General features: G+C 70.5%; 15 protein-coding genes (1 of these 15 running past the window's edge). 9 read left to right on the top strand and 6 right to left on the bottom strand.

Going from position 1 to position 16,111, the window contains the following annotated elements; translation table 11 throughout:
* Positions 1 to 223: 223 nt before the first annotated feature.
* Positions 224 to 1,984, bottom strand: a complete 1,761-nt coding sequence (locus LAJ19_RS13210; protein WP_225476210.1) for an ABC transporter ATP-binding protein — start codon at positions 1,982 to 1,984, stop codon at positions 224 to 226.
* A 133-nt stretch (positions 1,985 to 2,117) separates the two neighbouring features.
* On the opposite strand from LAJ19_RS13210, the gene LAJ19_RS13205 reads away from it, so the two are divergent.
* The 3 genes from LAJ19_RS13205 to LAJ19_RS13195 all read left to right on the top strand — a co-directional run bounded on the left by LAJ19_RS13205 (position 2,118) and on the right by LAJ19_RS13195 (position 4,287).
* Entirely contained in the window at positions 2,118 to 3,089 is a 972-nt protein-coding gene (locus tag LAJ19_RS13205; protein ID WP_225476209.1) for a CobW family GTP-binding protein, read from the top strand.
* 98 nt (positions 3,090 to 3,187) lie between these two features.
* Entirely contained in the window at positions 3,188 to 3,766 is a 579-nt protein-coding gene (locus LAJ19_RS13200; RefSeq protein ID WP_225476208.1) for a DUF2231 domain-containing protein, read from the top strand.
* 56 nt (positions 3,767 to 3,822) lie between these two features.
* Positions 3,823 to 4,287 carry a PaaI family thioesterase gene (locus LAJ19_RS13195; protein WP_225476207.1) on the top strand — a complete coding sequence of 155 codons (465 nt, stop codon included), beginning with the start codon at positions 3,823 to 3,825 and terminating at the stop codon, positions 4,285 to 4,287.
* 64 nt (positions 4,288 to 4,351) lie between these two features.
* On the opposite strand, the gene csaB is transcribed toward LAJ19_RS13195, so the two are convergent.
* From csaB to LAJ19_RS13175, 4 genes are all read right to left on the bottom strand, one after another.
* Positions 4,352 to 5,323 carry a polysaccharide pyruvyl transferase CsaB gene (gene csaB / locus LAJ19_RS13190; protein ID WP_225476206.1) on the bottom strand — a complete coding sequence of 324 codons (972 nt, stop codon included), beginning with the start codon at positions 5,321 to 5,323 and terminating at the stop codon, positions 4,352 to 4,354.
* Positions 5,320 to 7,128, bottom strand: coding sequence for a DUF5693 family protein (locus LAJ19_RS13185; RefSeq protein ID WP_225523272.1), 1,809 nt, complete (start codon positions 7,126 to 7,128; stop codon positions 5,320 to 5,322). Before LAJ19_RS13185 ends, csaB begins: the two co-directional genes overlap by 4 nt.
* Before the next feature lie 233 nt (positions 7,129 to 7,361).
* Positions 7,362 to 7,961, bottom strand: a complete 600-nt coding sequence (gene udk / locus LAJ19_RS13180; protein WP_255639852.1) for a uridine kinase — start codon at positions 7,959 to 7,961, stop codon at positions 7,362 to 7,364.
* A gap of 11 nt (positions 7,962 to 7,972) precedes the next feature.
* Positions 7,973 to 9,022: a Glu/Leu/Phe/Val dehydrogenase family protein gene (locus LAJ19_RS13175; RefSeq protein ID WP_225476204.1), complete on the bottom strand. Its 1,050-nt coding sequence runs from the start codon at positions 9,020 to 9,022 to the stop codon at positions 7,973 to 7,975.
* 286 nt (positions 9,023 to 9,308) lie between these two features.
* Between LAJ19_RS13175 and LAJ19_RS13170 the strand changes: the two genes are divergently transcribed.
* Positions 9,309 to 11,015: an E3 binding domain-containing protein gene (locus LAJ19_RS13170; protein ID WP_225476203.1), complete on the top strand. Its 1,707-nt coding sequence runs from the start codon at positions 9,309 to 9,311 to the stop codon at positions 11,013 to 11,015.
* 58 nt (positions 11,016 to 11,073) lie between these two features.
* Here the strand turns inward: LAJ19_RS13170 and ahbA are convergent, their stop codons facing one another.
* A complete protein-coding gene (ahbA, locus tag LAJ19_RS13165) occupies positions 11,074 to 12,129 on the bottom strand; it encodes a siroheme decarboxylase subunit alpha (protein WP_225476202.1) in 1,056 nt (351 codons plus the stop codon).
* A 95-nt stretch (positions 12,130 to 12,224) separates the two neighbouring features.
* On the opposite strand from ahbA, the gene LAJ19_RS13160 reads away from it, so the two are divergent.
* The 5 genes from LAJ19_RS13160 to LAJ19_RS13140 form a co-directional block, all read left to right on the top strand.
* The gene (locus LAJ19_RS13160) at positions 12,225 to 12,518 is read left to right on the top strand and encodes an Lrp/AsnC family transcriptional regulator (protein ID WP_225476201.1); all 294 of its coding nucleotides are present in this window, start codon (positions 12,225 to 12,227) and stop codon (positions 12,516 to 12,518) included.
* Between the two features lie 94 nt (positions 12,519 to 12,612).
* On the top strand, positions 12,613 to 13,530 hold the full coding sequence (locus LAJ19_RS13155; protein ID WP_225476200.1) for an ABC transporter substrate-binding protein: 918 nt from the start codon (positions 12,613 to 12,615) through the stop codon (positions 13,528 to 13,530).
* A 34-nt stretch (positions 13,531 to 13,564) separates the two neighbouring features.
* Positions 13,565 to 14,752 carry an ABC transporter permease gene (locus LAJ19_RS13150; RefSeq protein WP_225476199.1) on the top strand — a complete coding sequence of 396 codons (1,188 nt, stop codon included), beginning with the start codon at positions 13,565 to 13,567 and terminating at the stop codon, positions 14,750 to 14,752.
* Positions 14,749 to 15,690, top strand: a complete 942-nt coding sequence (locus LAJ19_RS13145) for an ABC transporter ATP-binding protein (RefSeq protein WP_225476198.1) — start codon at positions 14,749 to 14,751, stop codon at positions 15,688 to 15,690. Before LAJ19_RS13150 ends, LAJ19_RS13145 begins: the two co-directional genes overlap by 4 nt.
* Before the next feature lie 59 nt (positions 15,691 to 15,749).
* On the top strand, positions 15,750 to 16,111 hold the 5' portion of the coding sequence (locus LAJ19_RS13140; RefSeq protein ID WP_225476197.1) for an ABC transporter permease. The gene runs 331 nt beyond the window's last position; only the first 362 of its 693 coding nucleotides appear in the window; it begins with the start codon at positions 15,750 to 15,752; its stop codon lies beyond the right edge, outside the window.

Genomic DNA, 16,111 nt, shown 5'->3' with positions numbered 1-16,111 from the left:
CCAGAAGCGGGGAGGAGCGAGGGCCGGCCACCCTCCGGAACCGCCGCCGCTCTCTGAGCCTGCCCGCAGGGACCGTTCCTTACCACTCAGTGCCGCCAGACTCGATTCCGCCAGGACGGGCCCCTGGCTTTCACCCCTTCAGGCGGCCTGCAGTGTCTTCCTCCGGGTTGTTGCCCAGCTCAGCCGCAGGTCATCCGCAAGAACCCCGGGCCGTCCGGGGCGGTCATGGCTTGACCTCATGCGGAACTGCGCCGCCCATCTGGCGTTCCAGCGCGGCGTACGGGCCGTTTCGGCGGCGCAGGGTGTCGGGGTGGCCGTCTTCGGTGATGCGGCCGCCGGCCAGGACGATGACGCGGTCGGCGGTGCGCGCGAGGCTGGGGCGGTGCGTGACGATCAGGGCGGTGCGGCCGCGCATCAGTTCGGTCAGGGCGGCGACCACCTGGGTTTCGCTTTCGGCGTCCACGGCGCTGGTGGGTTCGTCGAGGAGCAGCAGGGTCGGCCGGGCGAGGAGGGTGCGGGCGATGGAGAGGCGCTGGCGCTGCCCGCCGCTGAGTTTCATGCCGCGCTCGCCGACGGTGGTGTGCACGCCCTCCGGGAGGGCCTCGACAAAGCTGAGGGCGTGCGCGGCGCTCAGGGCGGCGCGGACCTCGTCGTCGGTGGCGTCGGGGCGGGCGTAACGGACGTTGTTGAGGATGGTGTCGTGGAACAGGAAGGTGTCCTGGGCCATGCTGACGGCGCCGCGGCGCAGACTGGTGAGGGTGAGGTCACGCACGTCGTGCCCGTCGAGCAGCACGCGGCCAGCCTGCGGGTCGAAGGTGCGCGTGACCAGGGCGAGCAGGGTGCTTTTGCCGGCCCCGCTTTCCCCGAGCACGGCGACACGCTGCCCGGCGGGGACGTGCAGGGTGAGGTCGCGCAGGATGGGCCGGTCGGGGATGTACCCGAAGGTGACGTTCTGGAAGTGAATGTCGCCGCGCACGGGCAGGGGAAGGGGCCGCGCGCCCGGGTGCTCGTGAATGGGGACGGGCGCATCAAGCACCTCGAAGATGCGGCGACCGCTGGCTTCAGCGCGCTGGAGCAGGTCGCCGATGTTCACGAGGTCGTCGATCGGGCCGTAGAAGTACCGGCCGTAGCCGCGGTAGGCGAGGAGGCCGCCCAGCGTGAACTGCCCGGCGAGGATCAGCCACGCGCCGCCGCCGAGCATGATCACGTTGCCGAGGTTGCCCACGAAACGCGCGCGGGGAAAGGCGCGGTTGCGGATGCGCACGGCTTTCACGCCTTCGTCGTACAGCGCCTCGCCGAGGGCCTGGATGCGCTGCGTTTCGGCGTCTTCCCGGGCGAAGCCCTGCACGACGCGGATGCCGCTCAGGCGGTCGGTGATCAGGGCGCTCAGGTCGCCCAGGCGGGCGCGGGCGGCGCGGTAGGCGGGCTGCACGGTGCGGGCGTAGCGGCGCAGCATGAGCGCCACGGCGACCATCGGGAGGGTCGTGAGGACGCCCAGGACGGGTTGCAGCGCGATGAAGATGCCGATCACCCCGGCGAGCCGCAGGGCGTTGGCGAGCACGGCGTCGGTGCCGCGCACGAGGACGTCCTGCAGGGCGTCCACGTCGCCGGTCACGCGGGCGATGAGGTCCCCGGTCCGCTGGGACTCAAAGTACGCGGCGGATTGTCCCTGCAGCGTGCGGTACAGGGTGAGGCGCAGGTCCCGGGTGAAGGCCTGCCCGGCGCGTTCCAGCAGCAGGCCCCGCCACGCGGCGAGCAGCTGCTGCGCGGCGAACACAGCGGCCAGCAGGGCAAGTTGCGGGCCGATCAACGCCCAGTCGCGGGTCGGGAGGCCCTGGTCGACCACGCGGATCCAGACCAGCGGCGGGTACAGTTCGGCGGCGACGCTGCCGATGAGGAGCAGCAGCCCGGCGCCCACCGTGCGGCGGTACGGGGTGAGCAGTCCGTACAGGCGGCGCAGGGTGGAGGGCAGAGCGGCAGGCATACGGGGGAGGCTACGGGATTTGCCGGGCGGGAACGAGGGGAGCCGGCACCATCCGGCCGGGGCTTCAGGTGCGCGCGCCGGCCTGTGGGCGCAGGCGCCCTGCTCCGGGGGTCCCTCCCGTATGCTGCGCGGCATGACGACCCCGGACGGCCGAACTGACGAACGCATTCCCGTGGTGGTGGTGGGGGGCTTTCTGGGTGCGGGGAAGACCACGCTGGTCAATCACCTGATCCGGTCGCTGCCGCACCGGCTGGGCGTGATCGTGAATGAGTTCGGCGCGGCGGGCGTGGACGGCAGCCTGATTGAGCGGCTGCAGGATGACGTGACGGAACTCACGGCGGGCTGCCTGTGCTGCACGGGCCGCGATGACCTGCTGCGCGCCCTGGTGACCATTGCCCTGCGGGAGCGCAGGCCCGACGCGGTGCTGGTGGAACTGTCGGGCGTGGCCGACCCGACGCCGGTGCTGACGACGCTGCTGGAACGCTCGGTGCGCGCGGCGTTCCGCGTGACGACCCTGGTGGCGGTCGTGGACGCCCGGCACGCGCTGCAGACACTGCGGGAGCATCCGGAGGCGGCGCGGCAGCTGGCGTACGCCAACGTGGTGGTGCTGAACAAGACTGACCTGGCCGACCCGGGCCTGCTGGACCACGCGGAGGGGGTGCTGCGCGGCGTGAATCCGCTGGCGCGGGTGGTGCGCGTGGAGCGGGGGCAGGTGGACGCCGGCGCGCTCCTGGCACGTGACGATTTCGATCCGCGGGTGCTGGACGGCGTGGATGAACGCGCGGCGCACACGCCCGGCCTGAAGTCGTTCACGCTGCGCGCAGACCGGCCCCTGGACCCGTACGCGTGGCAGCGTTTCATGACGGATTTCCTGCTGTCCCGCCCGGCGGAGGTGCTGCGTGCCAAGGGGTTCCTGGACCTGCACGGGTACCCGCAGCGGATTCTGTTTCAGGCCGTGCGGGACCTGTTCACCGCGGACGCCTGGGACGCTGGAGACGGCACGTCGGAACTCGTGGTGATCGGCCGGGGCCTGGACCGCGCGGAATTTCAGGCGGGCTGGAACGCCTGCGTGACCCCGGACCCGCGGGACCTGATTCCCGACTGACACGGAACAGCAGCGCGGGGGCGCCGGGCGCGTCCCATGAACCCGCCTGAAGGTCCCTCCCACCCTCCGGCGGGGCGTGGGTGCCACGGTGGGGGCACATGCAGACCCTGACCCGGAAGGCGCCGCCGGCGTACGTGATTGAGGACGCCGTCAGTGAACATGACACGCTGGAGGTGACCGCCGAGGCTCTGCAGGGCCTGCTGAAAACGGTGGAAGCGGCCCTGCCGCCAGGCATGCTGCGGGCCCTGCACGGCGAGTCGCTGGGGCATCCGGTGCATCCGGTTCTGGTGCATCTGCCGCTGGGCGGGTGGCTGATGGCCGCGGCGCTGGATTACCTGCCCGCCGACACCCCGGGTGGGCATGACCGCGCGGCGGACCTCGCGCTGACGCTGGGCACGGCCGGGGCCGTGGGCACGATCGCCACCGGGTGGCTGGACTGGTCGAACGCGCGCGGTCAGGCCCGCCGGACCGGGCTGGTGCACGGCGCGCTGAACGAGACGGCGTTTCTGTTGAACGTGGCGTCCCTGGTGGCCCGCCGCCGGGACCGGCGCCGGCTGGGGCGGCTGCTGTCCGGGGCAGGGCTGGCCCTGTCGCTGGCCGGTGGGTTCCTGGGCGGTGAACTGGTGTACCGTCACGGGCTGGGCGTGGGCCGGACCATGCAGCATCCGCAGGGGTGAGCCTGTCGTCCGGCGGTGCGGGCTGCGGCGCGTGGGCCGTGTACTAGCATGCCGGCATGACGCTGCACCCGGACCTGCACTTTCCGACCGCGCATGAGCTCGACACCCTGCCCCCGGCGGTGCTGGCGGCGCGGATGAACGCCCTGTCCGGCACGCTGGGTGCGCGCCTGGGCATCGAGTTCACGCAGGTGGGGCGGGAGCGCGTGGTGGCGCGCATGCCGGTGGAAGGCAACCGGCAGCCAGCCGGGCGCCTGCATGGTGGGGCGAATCTGGCGCTGGCGGAAGAACTGGCGAGCGTGGGGTCCTGGATGAACCTTGATCCGACCCGGCAGGTGGCGGTGGGCGTGGACCTGAACGGCACGCACGTGCGCGGCGTCACCGGCGGCTGGGTGACGGGAGAGGGGACGCTGGCGTACCGGGGCCGCTCGGTGCTGGTCTGGAGTATCGAGATTCGTGATGAGCGGGGCCGCGTGACGAGCCTGGCGCGCTGCACCTGCAACGTGATTGCCACGGGCGCCTAAGCCGGGTTGAGCAGGGGGGGAGGAACGCCCTCAGGCGCCCCTCCCCCGCGGTGACTCCCGGCGCTCAGCGGCCGAGCGCCAGACTGAAACTGCGGGCGGCGCGCACCCGCATGTCCTCGATCGCGGCCCAGTCGGGCAGCACGCGGCGCAGGGCCTCATCGGCCACCTCAATGGGGTCCAGGCTGGTGGGGTGCGCGGGAGCGCCGGCGTCGGTGCAGAACCCCTGCACCTTTGGGTCGTACGCGACGCCGGTAAAGGGCGTGCCGCTGGCGGCAGCGAGAATCACGGCGTGCAGGCGCACGCCGATCACGTAGCCGCTCCGGGCGATGGCGTCCAGGGCCACCTGCGGGTCGCGGGTGCTGAGCACCTCGTTGGCTTCCAGGCTGCGGGCTGCGGGGTCGTCGTGGTCCGGCATGAAGCTCAGGGCCGTCACGTGCCGGCCTTCCTGCCGCAGGCGCCGCACCACGTCCCGCAGGTGGTCGGTGGCGTCGGTCACGTCGCCGCGCGGGGCGACGATCACGCGCCCGGCGTCGCGCGTGAGGCCGGGCGTGGGGGCCAGCAGCAGGGCGGGGTCGCCGCCCAGTTCGGCCGTGACGCCCAGAGCGGCGAGGGTCTCCACGCTGCCGCGGTCACGGACGATGACGTGCACGCCGCGCAGCGCGGCCGCAACCCGGCGGCCCCCGGCGGGACTCAGCGGTCCGACGCTCTGGTTGAAGACCACCACGCGCCGCCGCAGCAGGCGCGCGAGACGAATGACCGCCAGGTAGTAGGTCAGGGTGCGGGCGCTGGTCTTGTCCTGCAGCAGCCCGCCCCCGCCGGAGAGCAGCACCTGGGAGCGCAGCAGGGCGCCCAGCACCGCGGCGGGTTGCATGCGGGGCTCGCTGTCACAGCCGTAGGTGCGGGCGGTCTCCTCTGGGGTGTTGGAGAGCAGCAGGGGGGTCACGTGCCGCTGGCGCAGTTCACGGGTGATGGCCAGGGCGATGGCTTCGTCGCCGGTGTTGCCGAAGCCGTAGTAGCCGCTGACGGTGACCTTCACGCGCGCGCTCCGGTGCGCGGGCCGTGGGTCTGCCACAGGCGCAGGGCGGCGTTCACGAGGGGAATGGCGATCAGGCCGGCGATCAGGCCCACCGCCAGGCCGAGGAAGCAGCGCTGGGCGCTGATGAGCAGCGGCGTGTGGAAGTGCGAGAAGGTGTTCAGGATGCTGGACTGGCCGATCACGCCGCCCAGGATCAGCATGGCGCTGAAGTACCCGGGCAGCACGCCGCTCAGGCCGAGCAGGCCCAGGGGGTGCCCGGCCATCTCCTTGAAGCGCGGGCGGACCAGGGTGTCCTGCAGGTCCTGGCGGATTTTCGCTTCGGTGTCGGTGACGCCCGCGCCGGTGGTGTTGCCGCGGCGCAGGAACACCAGGGCGAACACCGCGAGGCCCAGCGCCATGACCAGCACGTCACCGAGCTTAATGGGCGCGTTGTACAGGTCGCGGGCCGTCTGGCGCAGGTCCTGGCGGGGCAGGAAGCTCAGGGCGACCAGCACCAGGGGCAGCAGCAGGGTCAGGCCCACGCCGCGGAAGGGTTCCAGGCCCAGCACGCTGTCGCGGTTGGCACCCAGCGCCGAGACGAACAGCACGCCGCACAGGCTCAGGCCCGTGGCGACGAACCAGTCGGTCACGCGGGCGCGGCGCAGCACCAGACCCAGTGCCGGGAAGGTCACGGCGGCAATCAGGGCGCCGCTGGCGAAGGGGTCGAGTTTGTTCATGGCGAAGGCCAGCAGGCCGGACCCGGCGGCCGCCAGCAGGCCCAGGCGCACGAGCGGGAAGCTCAGGCCCAGCAGCAGCAGCGCGGCGAGCGGCCCGATCAGGCTCAGGGTGCGCAGCAGGGTGTTCTCCCGGAAGGGCGCGATCACAGGCTGCGTGACGCGAACGCCGGACTTGCCGAGCAGTTCGGTGGTGCGGTCCAGCAGCGCTTCGGTCTCGTTGATGGTCGGGTAGGGGCGCAGGTACAGCAGGCGCATTCCGCGTTCCCGCGCGGCGAGGTTGTACTTGCTGGCGAGCGTAGCCGGATCCAGGCGGTTTTGCCAGGCGAGGTTCACGCTGAAGGTGCGGGCCGCGCCGTGCGTGGCGATCAGGGTGTCCAGGCCGCGCTGCGGGGTGGCTTCGATCAGGGCAGGAATCCGTTTGCCGAGGCGCTGGTTGATCTGGGCGAGCAGTTCGGGCGTGCGCGCCCCGATGACTTCCTCACCGTTGAAGATGACGAAGGGAACGTCCGGCCAGTCCAGACCGGGTTCCCGCAGCGCGTCGTCGGCGTAGGGGCGGTACACCACCGTGTACCCCTTGGCCTGCAGGCGAGCGAGCAGGGCGCGGTCCGGGCCGACCGGCAGGAAGGTGGGGTCGGTGGGCCACTCGGTCCAGGTCTGCCCGGCCACCTGCACGGTGCGGGTGGGAATGGTGAAGCGTGCGGGCAGCGCCTCGGCCACGCCGGGGCGCAGGGACCGCAGGTACACGTTCTGCGGCCGGATGTTCGCGCCGGGGTGGTCGGCGAGCAGGTCCGCGCCGCTGCGCAGGTACACCGCGCCGCGCTGCACGAGGTTGCCGATCACGTCCTCGTACATGCCGACGCCGTTCACGCCGTGGCTCTTGTACCGGTCGAGCAGCGCTTCAGGTTCCATCCCGAAGCGGCGGGCCTGGGCGGCCACGGCGGGGTAATCCATGACCAGCGCGGCGGTCTTCTGCGACTGCTCGTGGTTCACGCGGGCCACGGCCAGCAGCAGCGCCGGGATCAGGGACAGCACAATGACGCCCAGCAGCAGGGGCGTCAGCGGGTGCCGCGAGGGGCGCGGCACGGTCATTCCGCCCGTCAGGGCAGGGTCGGAACGAGTGGGGTCAGGCTGGGTCACAGGCAACATCCTAAGGGGGGGTGAAAGCAGAGGAAACGAGCGGCGAACTGCCGGGCATCATGGCGGCCGACCCGAGGGGTGCGCGTCCTCCAAAAGTCCGTGCCCCAGCCGGGGCAGGCCGCGCGGAACAGGTCGCCGGAGACGCGCCTTCCCCTGCCGCTGAGCGGACCCCGGCGCCGAGGGGGTCAGATGGTGGTGCGGATTCGGGCGGCGAGCATATCGAGTGCGGGTTCGTTCATGCCCCCGTGCGGAATGATCACGTCTGCGTAGCGCTTGGTGGGTTCCACGAAGCTCAGGTGCATGGGGCGCACGTACTCCAGGTACTGCTCAATCACACTGTCAGGCGAGCGACCGCGTTCCTGCGTGTCGCGCAGCAGCCGGCGAATGAAGCGCACGTCCGCGTCGGCGTCCACGAAAACCTTCAGGTGCATGCGTTCCCGCAGCCCCTCGTCGTACAGCGCGAAGAACCCTTCGAGCACCACCACGGGGGAGGGCAGCACGGTGGTGGTGTGCGCTGAGCGGGTGTGGCGCGTGAAATCGTACTCGGGCATGTCGATGGGCACGCCGGACAGCAGGGCGTCCACGTGCTGCCGCAGCAGTGACCAGTCGAACGCCGCGGGGTGGTCATAGTTCGTCTTGAGGCGCGCCTCGAAGGGAATGTCGTCCTGATTGCGGTAGTAGTTGTCCTGGTTCAGGACCGCCACGCCGCCCTGCCCCACGGTGTCCATCACGCGGCGCGTGACGGTGGTCTTGCCACTGCCGGACCCGCCGGCCACGCCGATCATGAAGGGCGTGCTCACGCGCGGCTCCAGCTGGCACTGCCGCCCAGACTGCCGATCAGTTCGATGCGGCGTTCAGCCATCCGGCGCGCCACGAGGTGCGGCGCCTTGCCGTACTGCTCGGCGGCGGCGGTGATGCGGCCCACGATCTGGTAGACCCGCTCGGCCGACTGGTTCATGTCGAGGCCCGTGGCGGCCGAGATCAGGCCGGCAGAATTCACGGCGAAATCCGGCATGTACACGATTCCTGCCTCCTTCACGGCCGCCTCGCCGCGCCGCGTCAGGGGATGGTGCTCCCCGCCGGCAATCAGGCGGCACTGCAGCCGGGGCACGTCGGTGCTGCGGATGGAATGCCCGTACCCGCACGGCGCGATGATGTCGCAGGGCGTGTCCAGCAGCTCGTGGCAACCCACGACACTCACGCCGGTGAGCGTCTCGGCAAGCGCCTCGGCCCGTTCGGGCCGGTCGTCGGCGATAGTCAGGCGTGCGCCCTCACGGTGCAGGTGCGCCGCCAGGGCGCGGCCCACGGCGCCGACACCCTGAATGGCAACCCGCACGCCACGCATGCTTTCAGACCCCAGTGCGAAGCGCGCCGCGGCTTTCATGCCGCGGTACACGCCGTAGCCGGTCACGGCGCTGGTGTCGGTGTGCATGCCCAGTGTGGATCCGGTCTCCTGCGCCACGAAGGCAATGTCAGCGGGACTCACACCGATGTCCTCGGTCAGAACCACCCGGGACTCCATGGGACGCACCTGACGGCCCAGCGCGCGGAACAGCGCCTCCCGGGCGTGCGGGTCGTCCATGCCGCATTCGGGCGTCATCAGGACGCACGCGCCGCCCCCATAGTTCAGGCCAGCCAGCGCGGCTTTCATGGTCAGGCTCTCCGAGAGGGCCAGGGCGCCGCGCACCGCCAGTTCCTCATCCTGTTCACGCAGCCGCACCCCGGCAATGGCAGGCCCCAGCACCGTGGAATGCACGGCGAGGGCGGCGCGCAGGCCGCTGGGCGCGTGATGAAGCAGCGTCAGGGCCTCATGGCCGCGCGACTGCATCTCCTCAAGTATCTGCATATCACTCCTGTGCCGCGCTGACCCTGGTGCAGACGCGCTGCCCGGGGCGCGGAAACGCCCTGCAGGGTAGCACCCGGCGCGGGGCGGCCACAGGGACATGCGCCGTCTTTGCGCGTGAGGGTCGGGGTATGAAAGAACGCTGTCAGACCCGGAACGTCAGGCTGCCAGCATGCTCACACTGGTCGGGCGGCACTGGCAGGCCTCAGCACCAGTGTGGCCGCGCATGAAACGCAGAGTTACCGATCTGGGAAGTCGCTTACAATGTGGCGCACAAAGGGGGAATTGAATGGAAGGGATTGCTCCGCTCGCCAAAATTCTGGCGGAAGCGAACGGGATTGACTGGCAGAGGCTTCAGGGTTCAGGTGCAGGTGGCATGATCGTGGAGCAGGACATCCTGAACTACCTGTCACGCGTCATGAGCGGTGAGGAAGATCCGCCCTCCACGCCGGTGGACCTGCCGCCGCCCGACTGGAACGGCGAGGAAGTCCCCACCGCCGACATGCTGGGCCGCGCCGGCATGAGCGCCGACATGCTCAGCCGCGCCGGTGTGGACAGCGACCTGACTGCGTTCGTGGAGCAGACCAGCGCGGCCGCGCCGCAGGCGCCCACCACCCCGGAACCCAGCACGCCGGGGCCCAGCACCCTGGAGGACGAGGCGCTGGACTTCGAGCTGGAAGACGAGGACGAGACTGTCGCGGCGGCCCCCACAGCACCCGCACCCGTCGTCCCCGAACCGACCATGCCGGCCGTGAGCGCACCGGCCGCCAGCAGCTGGGGCACCCCGGCGGCCAGCGCGGCCGTTGAGGCCGTCACGCCTGACGTCCCGGTTCAGCCGACCTTCATTCCGGCTGCGGAACCGGCGGCGCCGGCGCCTGTGGCACTGGCGCAGCCCACGTACACCCCGGTCCAGCCCGAGGTGGCGGCGCCTGAGGTCAGTGCGCCGGCCGCCGCGGCACCCGCAGCGGGCCTGGCCGCCGGCCTGGGCAGCCTGCTGTCGCGCCTGTACCAGAAACCCGCGCAGGCCGACGCGGCGCCCGCGGAGCCGACTGCGGCGCCCAGCGCACCTGCCGCTCAACCGGAAGCGACGGCACCTCAGGTGGCGGTGAGTGCACCTGCGGCCCTGGACGAGCGTCCGGCGACCGCCGCGCCGGAGCAGCCCGTTCACACGCCGGCTTTCGCTGCGCCTGTGGTGAATGCCGCGCCGGTCAGCGAACCTGCCTTCATTGAGGAAGCCGTGACTGAGGAAGTCGCGCAGCCTGCGGCGCAGGTCGCGGCCGAAGTGAGCCCCGTTGTGGCGCAGGACCGGACACCTGAAGTGGTGGCCAGCGAGCCCGTGACGCCCGACGTGACGCCCGCTGTCACGGAGACCCAGGTTGCTCCTGCATTCGAGGAGGCCGTGGCGGCCACCGCCGACGCCGCCCCGCGCCATGAGCTGGCCGAGCCGGAAGTGGCGGCCGTGCAGTCGCCGGAACCTGCCGCGCAGCCCGAGGTGGCGGCCGTGCCGGTCAGTGTGCCGGCGGCTGGCGCTGCGGGTCAGGGCGTGTGGTTCGGTGCGTACCTGCGCCGCGACGCGAACGTTTCGGCGCTGCATACCCTGCGTGATCAGGTGAGTGCCGCCCTGGAACGTGACCTGCCGCTGGGCCTGCTGGTGGCCCGCGCCGCGCAGCATCACGCGAATACGCTGGGCCTGAGCAGTGTTGCGCTGCACGGCGAAGGCAGCCGCCGGCACGCCGTGGGACAGGGCAGCCTGCGGGACGCGCTGGGCGGCCTGGACGCCGAGCATGCCGGCACGCCCGACCTGCTGGTTGTGGACGCGGGCGCGTTGGGCCTGGATGACCTGCACTTCCCGCAGACGGTGACGCTGAGCGTGGGCCGCGCTCAGGACGGCCGCGCTGCTCTGAGCCTGAACGGCGACGTGGACACGGGGCTCGCCGCGCAGTTCCTGGCGCAGGTGGCAGGCACGCTGGAGCAGCCGATTCTGCTGGTGCTGTAACCTCAAGCAATCAAGACCGCCCTGTTTCCAGGGCGGTCTTTGCGTGCAGGCTGACCGCTCAGGCGTCGGTGCCCAGGTACTGCTTCGCCCAGGCGTAGAACTCCGGCTGGTAGAACTCCAGGCGGATCTTCTTGTACTCCTTGGTGGAGTACAGGATGGCGTGCGGCGTGGCAGGGGCGACCTCTTCCTCGATGGCCTTGATCTTGCCGAACGCCTCGTCCTTGCTGCGCCCATGCACCATGGTGAAAATGGTGTAGGGCCACTCGGGGTAGGTGGGGCGCAGGTAGCAGTGCGAGACGGCCTTGAATTCTGCCATCTGGCGGCCCACCTCGGCCACCTGCTCCTGTGGAACGGCCCAGACGCCCATGGCGTTGAAGGTGAAGCCGGCCTTCTGGTGGCGGAACACGGCCGAGACGCGGCGCAGGGCGCCAGCGGCCTTCATTTTCTCGGCGTGGGCGGCCACCTCGTCGATGCTGAGGCCCAGGGCGGCGCAGGCGGCCGCGTAGGGTTCCTCGGTTACGGGCAGGTCCTTCTGGAATTCCATGACGAAGGCGCGGTCAAGGTCAGTCACCTCGTAGCCAATGTTGCGCTGGTCGTTGGTGTACTGGGGTTTGGCTTTGGCGTTCCAGTCTTCCTTGCCGGTCATGTCAAATTCCACGCCGATCTTGAACAGGTGCAGGGTGGGCATCAGGCGGGTGATTTTCGCGCCGCTGAGCTCGTGCAGTTTCTGAACGTGCGCCTCAAGGTCACTTTCGGGCGGCACGGCGATGGTGTACCAGAGGTTGAAGGCGTGGTTGCGTTTGTAGTTGTGGCTCACGCCGGGGTGGGTGTTGACGATCTCGGCGCCGGCGTCAAGCTGGTCTTCAGCGTACTCGGCGGCCACCAGGCTGCTTTTGTAGCCCAGGGTGCGGGTGTCGAAGATGGCGCTTACCTGGCGCAGGACGCCTTCGGCCTTGACTTCGCGCAGGATGGCGAGGGCTTCGGCCTCAGTCAGGCCCACGTCTGCGGCAATCTGCGCGTAGGGCCGCTGCACGATGGGGATGTCGCGCTGGATGCGGTTCAGCAGCTGTTCGCGCGGGGTGGGCGGCGCGGTCGGCGTTGCGGTGGCGGTCATGTCTGCACAATACGCGTGCCAGGGGCAGCAGAACGTCCCCGAACGAACGGTCAGGCGGGTGGCCCCTTGGGGGTGCAGGGCGCACAATGGCAGGTATGGTAACGGCGATCGTGATGGTGCAGGCGGAGCGGCAGCGGGTGCAGGAAACCGCCGAGGCGCTGGCGGGGGTGCCCAGTGTGCGGGAGGTGTACTCGGTGACCGGGGAGTGGGACATCGTGGCGATCCTGAAGCTCTCGCGATACGAGGACCTGGATGACGTGGTGACAGGCCACCTGCGCAAGGTGGAGGGCATCACGCGCACGCAGACGATGCTGGCGTTCCGCACGTACAACGAGGCGCTGCTGGATCAGGGGTTTGGGGTGGGCCTGGACGAATCTCAACAACGCTGAGAAACATGAAGATATCTTGAGGCGCTGGAGAAGCGCGGGCGCTTTTGTGACCTGCCCCACGCGCAGCGAACAGGACGGCAGGTACGGTGACCCCATGTCCCCCTCATTTCTGAAACGCGCCGCCCTGCTGCTGGGCGCGGCCCTGATCTCTGCGGCAGCGGCCAAACCCATCGTGGTGGGCAGCAAACTGGACCCGGAAGCCCAGATTCTCGGGCAGATGATCGTCCTCACCCTGCGCAACGCCGGCCTGGACGTAACCGACAGGACCAATCTGGGCGACACCGGCGTAAACCGCAAGGCCATCCTCGCCGGCGAGATCGATGTGTACCCCGAGTACACCGGCAACGCCGTGTACCTGTTTCCCCAGGCGAAAATCACCGCGAAACAGGCGGGGAATCCCGGCACCATCTACGGTCTGGCCCGGCAGCTCGACAGCAGGAACGGCGTGACCTGGCTCCGGCCCGCGAACGTGAACAACACCTGGGTGATTGCCGTTCCGCAGGCCCTGGCGCAGCGCGCGAAACTCAGCAGCGTTGCCGACCTGGCAAAGTACCTGAATGGCGGCGGCGTTCTGAAACTCGCGGGCAGCCCGGAGTTCTTCAACCGCCCTGACACCATGCCCGCCTTCGAGGCGGCGTACGGCTTCAAGCTGAAAGCGGAGCAGAAGCTTGTGCTGGCCGGCGCCACCCCTCCCCAGACACAGCAGGCGGCCGCCAACGGCACGAACGGCGTGAACGCCGCGATGGCCTACGGCACGGACGGAACCCTCGCGGCCCTGAAGCTCGTCGCGCTGAAGGACCCCAAGGGAGCGCAGGCCGTCTACCAGCCGGCGCCGATCATCCGCACAGCCACCCTGAAAGCCAACCCGCAGGTCGAGGGCATCCTCAACAAGACCTTTGCCACGCTTACCCAGGCGACCCTTCAGGGCCTCAACGCCAAAGTGGCCCTGGAGGGCCGGACGGCCCAGGACGTGGCGCGCGAGTACCTGAAAAGCAAGGGCTTGATCAGGTAATGAACCTCTTTCCACGCTGGAACAAACGCCTGTCATGAACGCCCGGGTGGACGGCGGGGCGGGGACCACGGTGTCACCTGCCCTTCCTTCTGCCGCGCCACGCGACGTACGCGCCGTGCTGTGGCTCTCGGCGCTGCCCATGCTGACCGGCGCGCTGCTGCCCTGGGTGCTGCTGCGCCCGAACCGGCTGGCCCCGGGGGACTACCTGCGCCTGCCGCCCCCATGGCTGGCGGTGGCCCTGACGCTGGCACTGCTGCCCGCCCTGACCGGCCAGGGGCGCCGTGGACTGGTGTGGCTGCCCGCCACCGTGGCCCTGATCCTGGGCGTGTGGCTGCTGGGGACACGCACAGCCGCCGCCCTGGCGGGACAGGCAGCATTCGCGCGGGCCAGTGCCGCCAGCGGGGTATGGCTGTACCTGCTGGGCGCGGGAATCAGCGTGTATGCCGCCCGCCTGGCTGCTCCGGAACGCCCCTGGCTGGTGTGGCTCTGGTTGCCTGCCGTGGCGGCACTCACGCTGGTTGGCACGCTGGAGCACTGGTCCGTTCTGGTGGAAGGGCAGCAGGAAGCTGCCCGGTGGCGACAGGAACTCACGCAGCACCTCCGGCTGGTGGGCAGCGCCCTGGTCCTCGCGGTGCTGCTGGGAGCTCCGCTGGCCGTCTGGGCGGCCGGGCGGGCGCGCCTGGCAGACGCCGTGCTGGGCGCCGCAAACGCTGTGCAGACCCTGCCCAGCCTCGCGCTGCTGGGGCTGCTGATCGCACCCCTGGCCGCTCTGGCCCGCGCCTTCCCGGTCCTGCGGGAGGCAGGAATCAGCGGGATTGGCGTGGCCCCGGCCCTCACCGCCATGACGCTGTACGCCCTGCTGCCGGTGGTGCGCAACGGTGTCGTGGCGCTGCGGGGTGTGCCGGCCGGCGTGGTGGACGCGGCGCGTGGCATGGGCATGACCGCCGGGCAACGCTTCTGGCGGGTGCTGCTGCCGCTGGCGCTCCCGGTGTGGCTCGGAGGGGTGCGGCAGGCGGCAGTGCTGCTCGTTGGTGTGGCGGCGGTTGCCGCCCTGATCGGCGCCGGGGGCCTGGGGACGTACATCTTCAAGGGCCTGCAGAGCGCCGCGCCGGACCTGATTCTGCTGGGGGCCATTCCAGCGGCGCTGCTTGCCATACTCCTCGACGGAGCGCTGCGGCTCGCGGAGCTGTGGCTGGGCGGCCGGCTTGGGAGGACCACATGATTGCCCTGGAACACCTCGAAAAACGCTACGGGGAGACGCTGGCTGTCCGGAACCTGAATCTCACCTTCCCGGAAGGCCAGCTGACGACGCTGCTGGGGCCATCCGGGTGCGGGAAAACCACCACGTTGCGGATGATCAACCGGCTGATTGAGCCGACCGGCGGGCGGGTCCTGCTGAACGGGCAGGACACCCGGAGCCTCAGGCCGGAGGTGCTGCGCCGCGGCATCGGGTACGTGATCCAGCAGATCGGGCTGTTCCCGCACCTGAGTGTCGCGCAGAACGTGGCGACCGTTCCGGATCTGCTGGGCCGGGAGCGGCACGCCACCCAGCGCCGCGTGGATGAACTGCTGGACCTCGTGGGCCTGGACCCGGGCACGTACCGGGAGAAACGCCCGGCGGAACTGTCGGGCGGGCAGGCGCAGCGGGTGGGCGTAGCGCGCGCCCTGGCAGCCGATCCGCCGGTGCTCCTGATGGATGAACCGTTCGGAGCGCTGGACCCCCTCGCCCGGGACCGTCTGCAGGACGCCTTCCGGGCCATCCAGCGGCGACTGGGCAAGACCGTCATTCTGGTGACGCATGACATTGACGAGGCGCTGCGCCTGGGTGACCGGGTGGCGCTCATGCGGGGCGGTGAGGTCGCGCAGTTCGGCACGCCCGACGACCTGATTCACCGGCCGGCCAGCACGTTCGTGAGGCAGTTTCTCGGCGAGGACGCCACGCTGCGCCAGCTGGCTGGCCGGCCCGTCTCCGCGTTTATGCGCCCAGGCCTCCCCTCCCCCAGCGCGCCGCAGGTGGACGCCGCCCTGAACGCCCGGAGTGCACTGAGCGTCATGCTGCGCGAGGGCAGTGACGTTCTGGCTGTGGTGCAGGGCGGGCAGGTGCTCGGCATGGTTGCCTGGGCGGATCTGCGCACCCCGGCGACTGGAACGCCGGTGTGACGGTCACTTCGGGTCTCTCGAGGAGGAAGGCGCCGCGTCCCCGCAGTTCATGGGGCGCTGTGGTCTGGCCGGCGCTTCTGCTGCTGGGCCTGATTCCTGGTGTCCTTCCCGCGCTGATTCACCCGCTTCATCTGGGTGAGGTCGGGCCGTTTGATCCACCGCTGTGGCGGCTGACGCTCACCCATCTGGGTCTGGTCGTGCTGGCGGGCCTGGCGGTGGTGGCCCTGGGCCTGCCTGTGGCTGTTCTCGTGACGCGCCCTGGATGGTCGGCTCCCCGCCGGCTGGCCGAAACGCTGGCGGGGCTGGGACAGACCGTGCCCACGTTCGCGGTGCTGGCCCTGGCTGTGCCGGCCCTGGGTTTCGGGTGGGCGCCCACCCTGCTGGGCCTGATCGTGTACGGTCTGGTTCCGGTGGTCAGCAA

This window comes from Deinococcus taeanensis, from assembly GCF_020229735.1.
GTDB lineage: Bacteria > Deinococcota > Deinococci > Deinococcales > Deinococcaceae > Deinococcus > Deinococcus taeanensis.
Note: the sequence above shows the minus strand (reverse complement) of the source record. Positions and strands in the feature narration are given on the sequence as shown.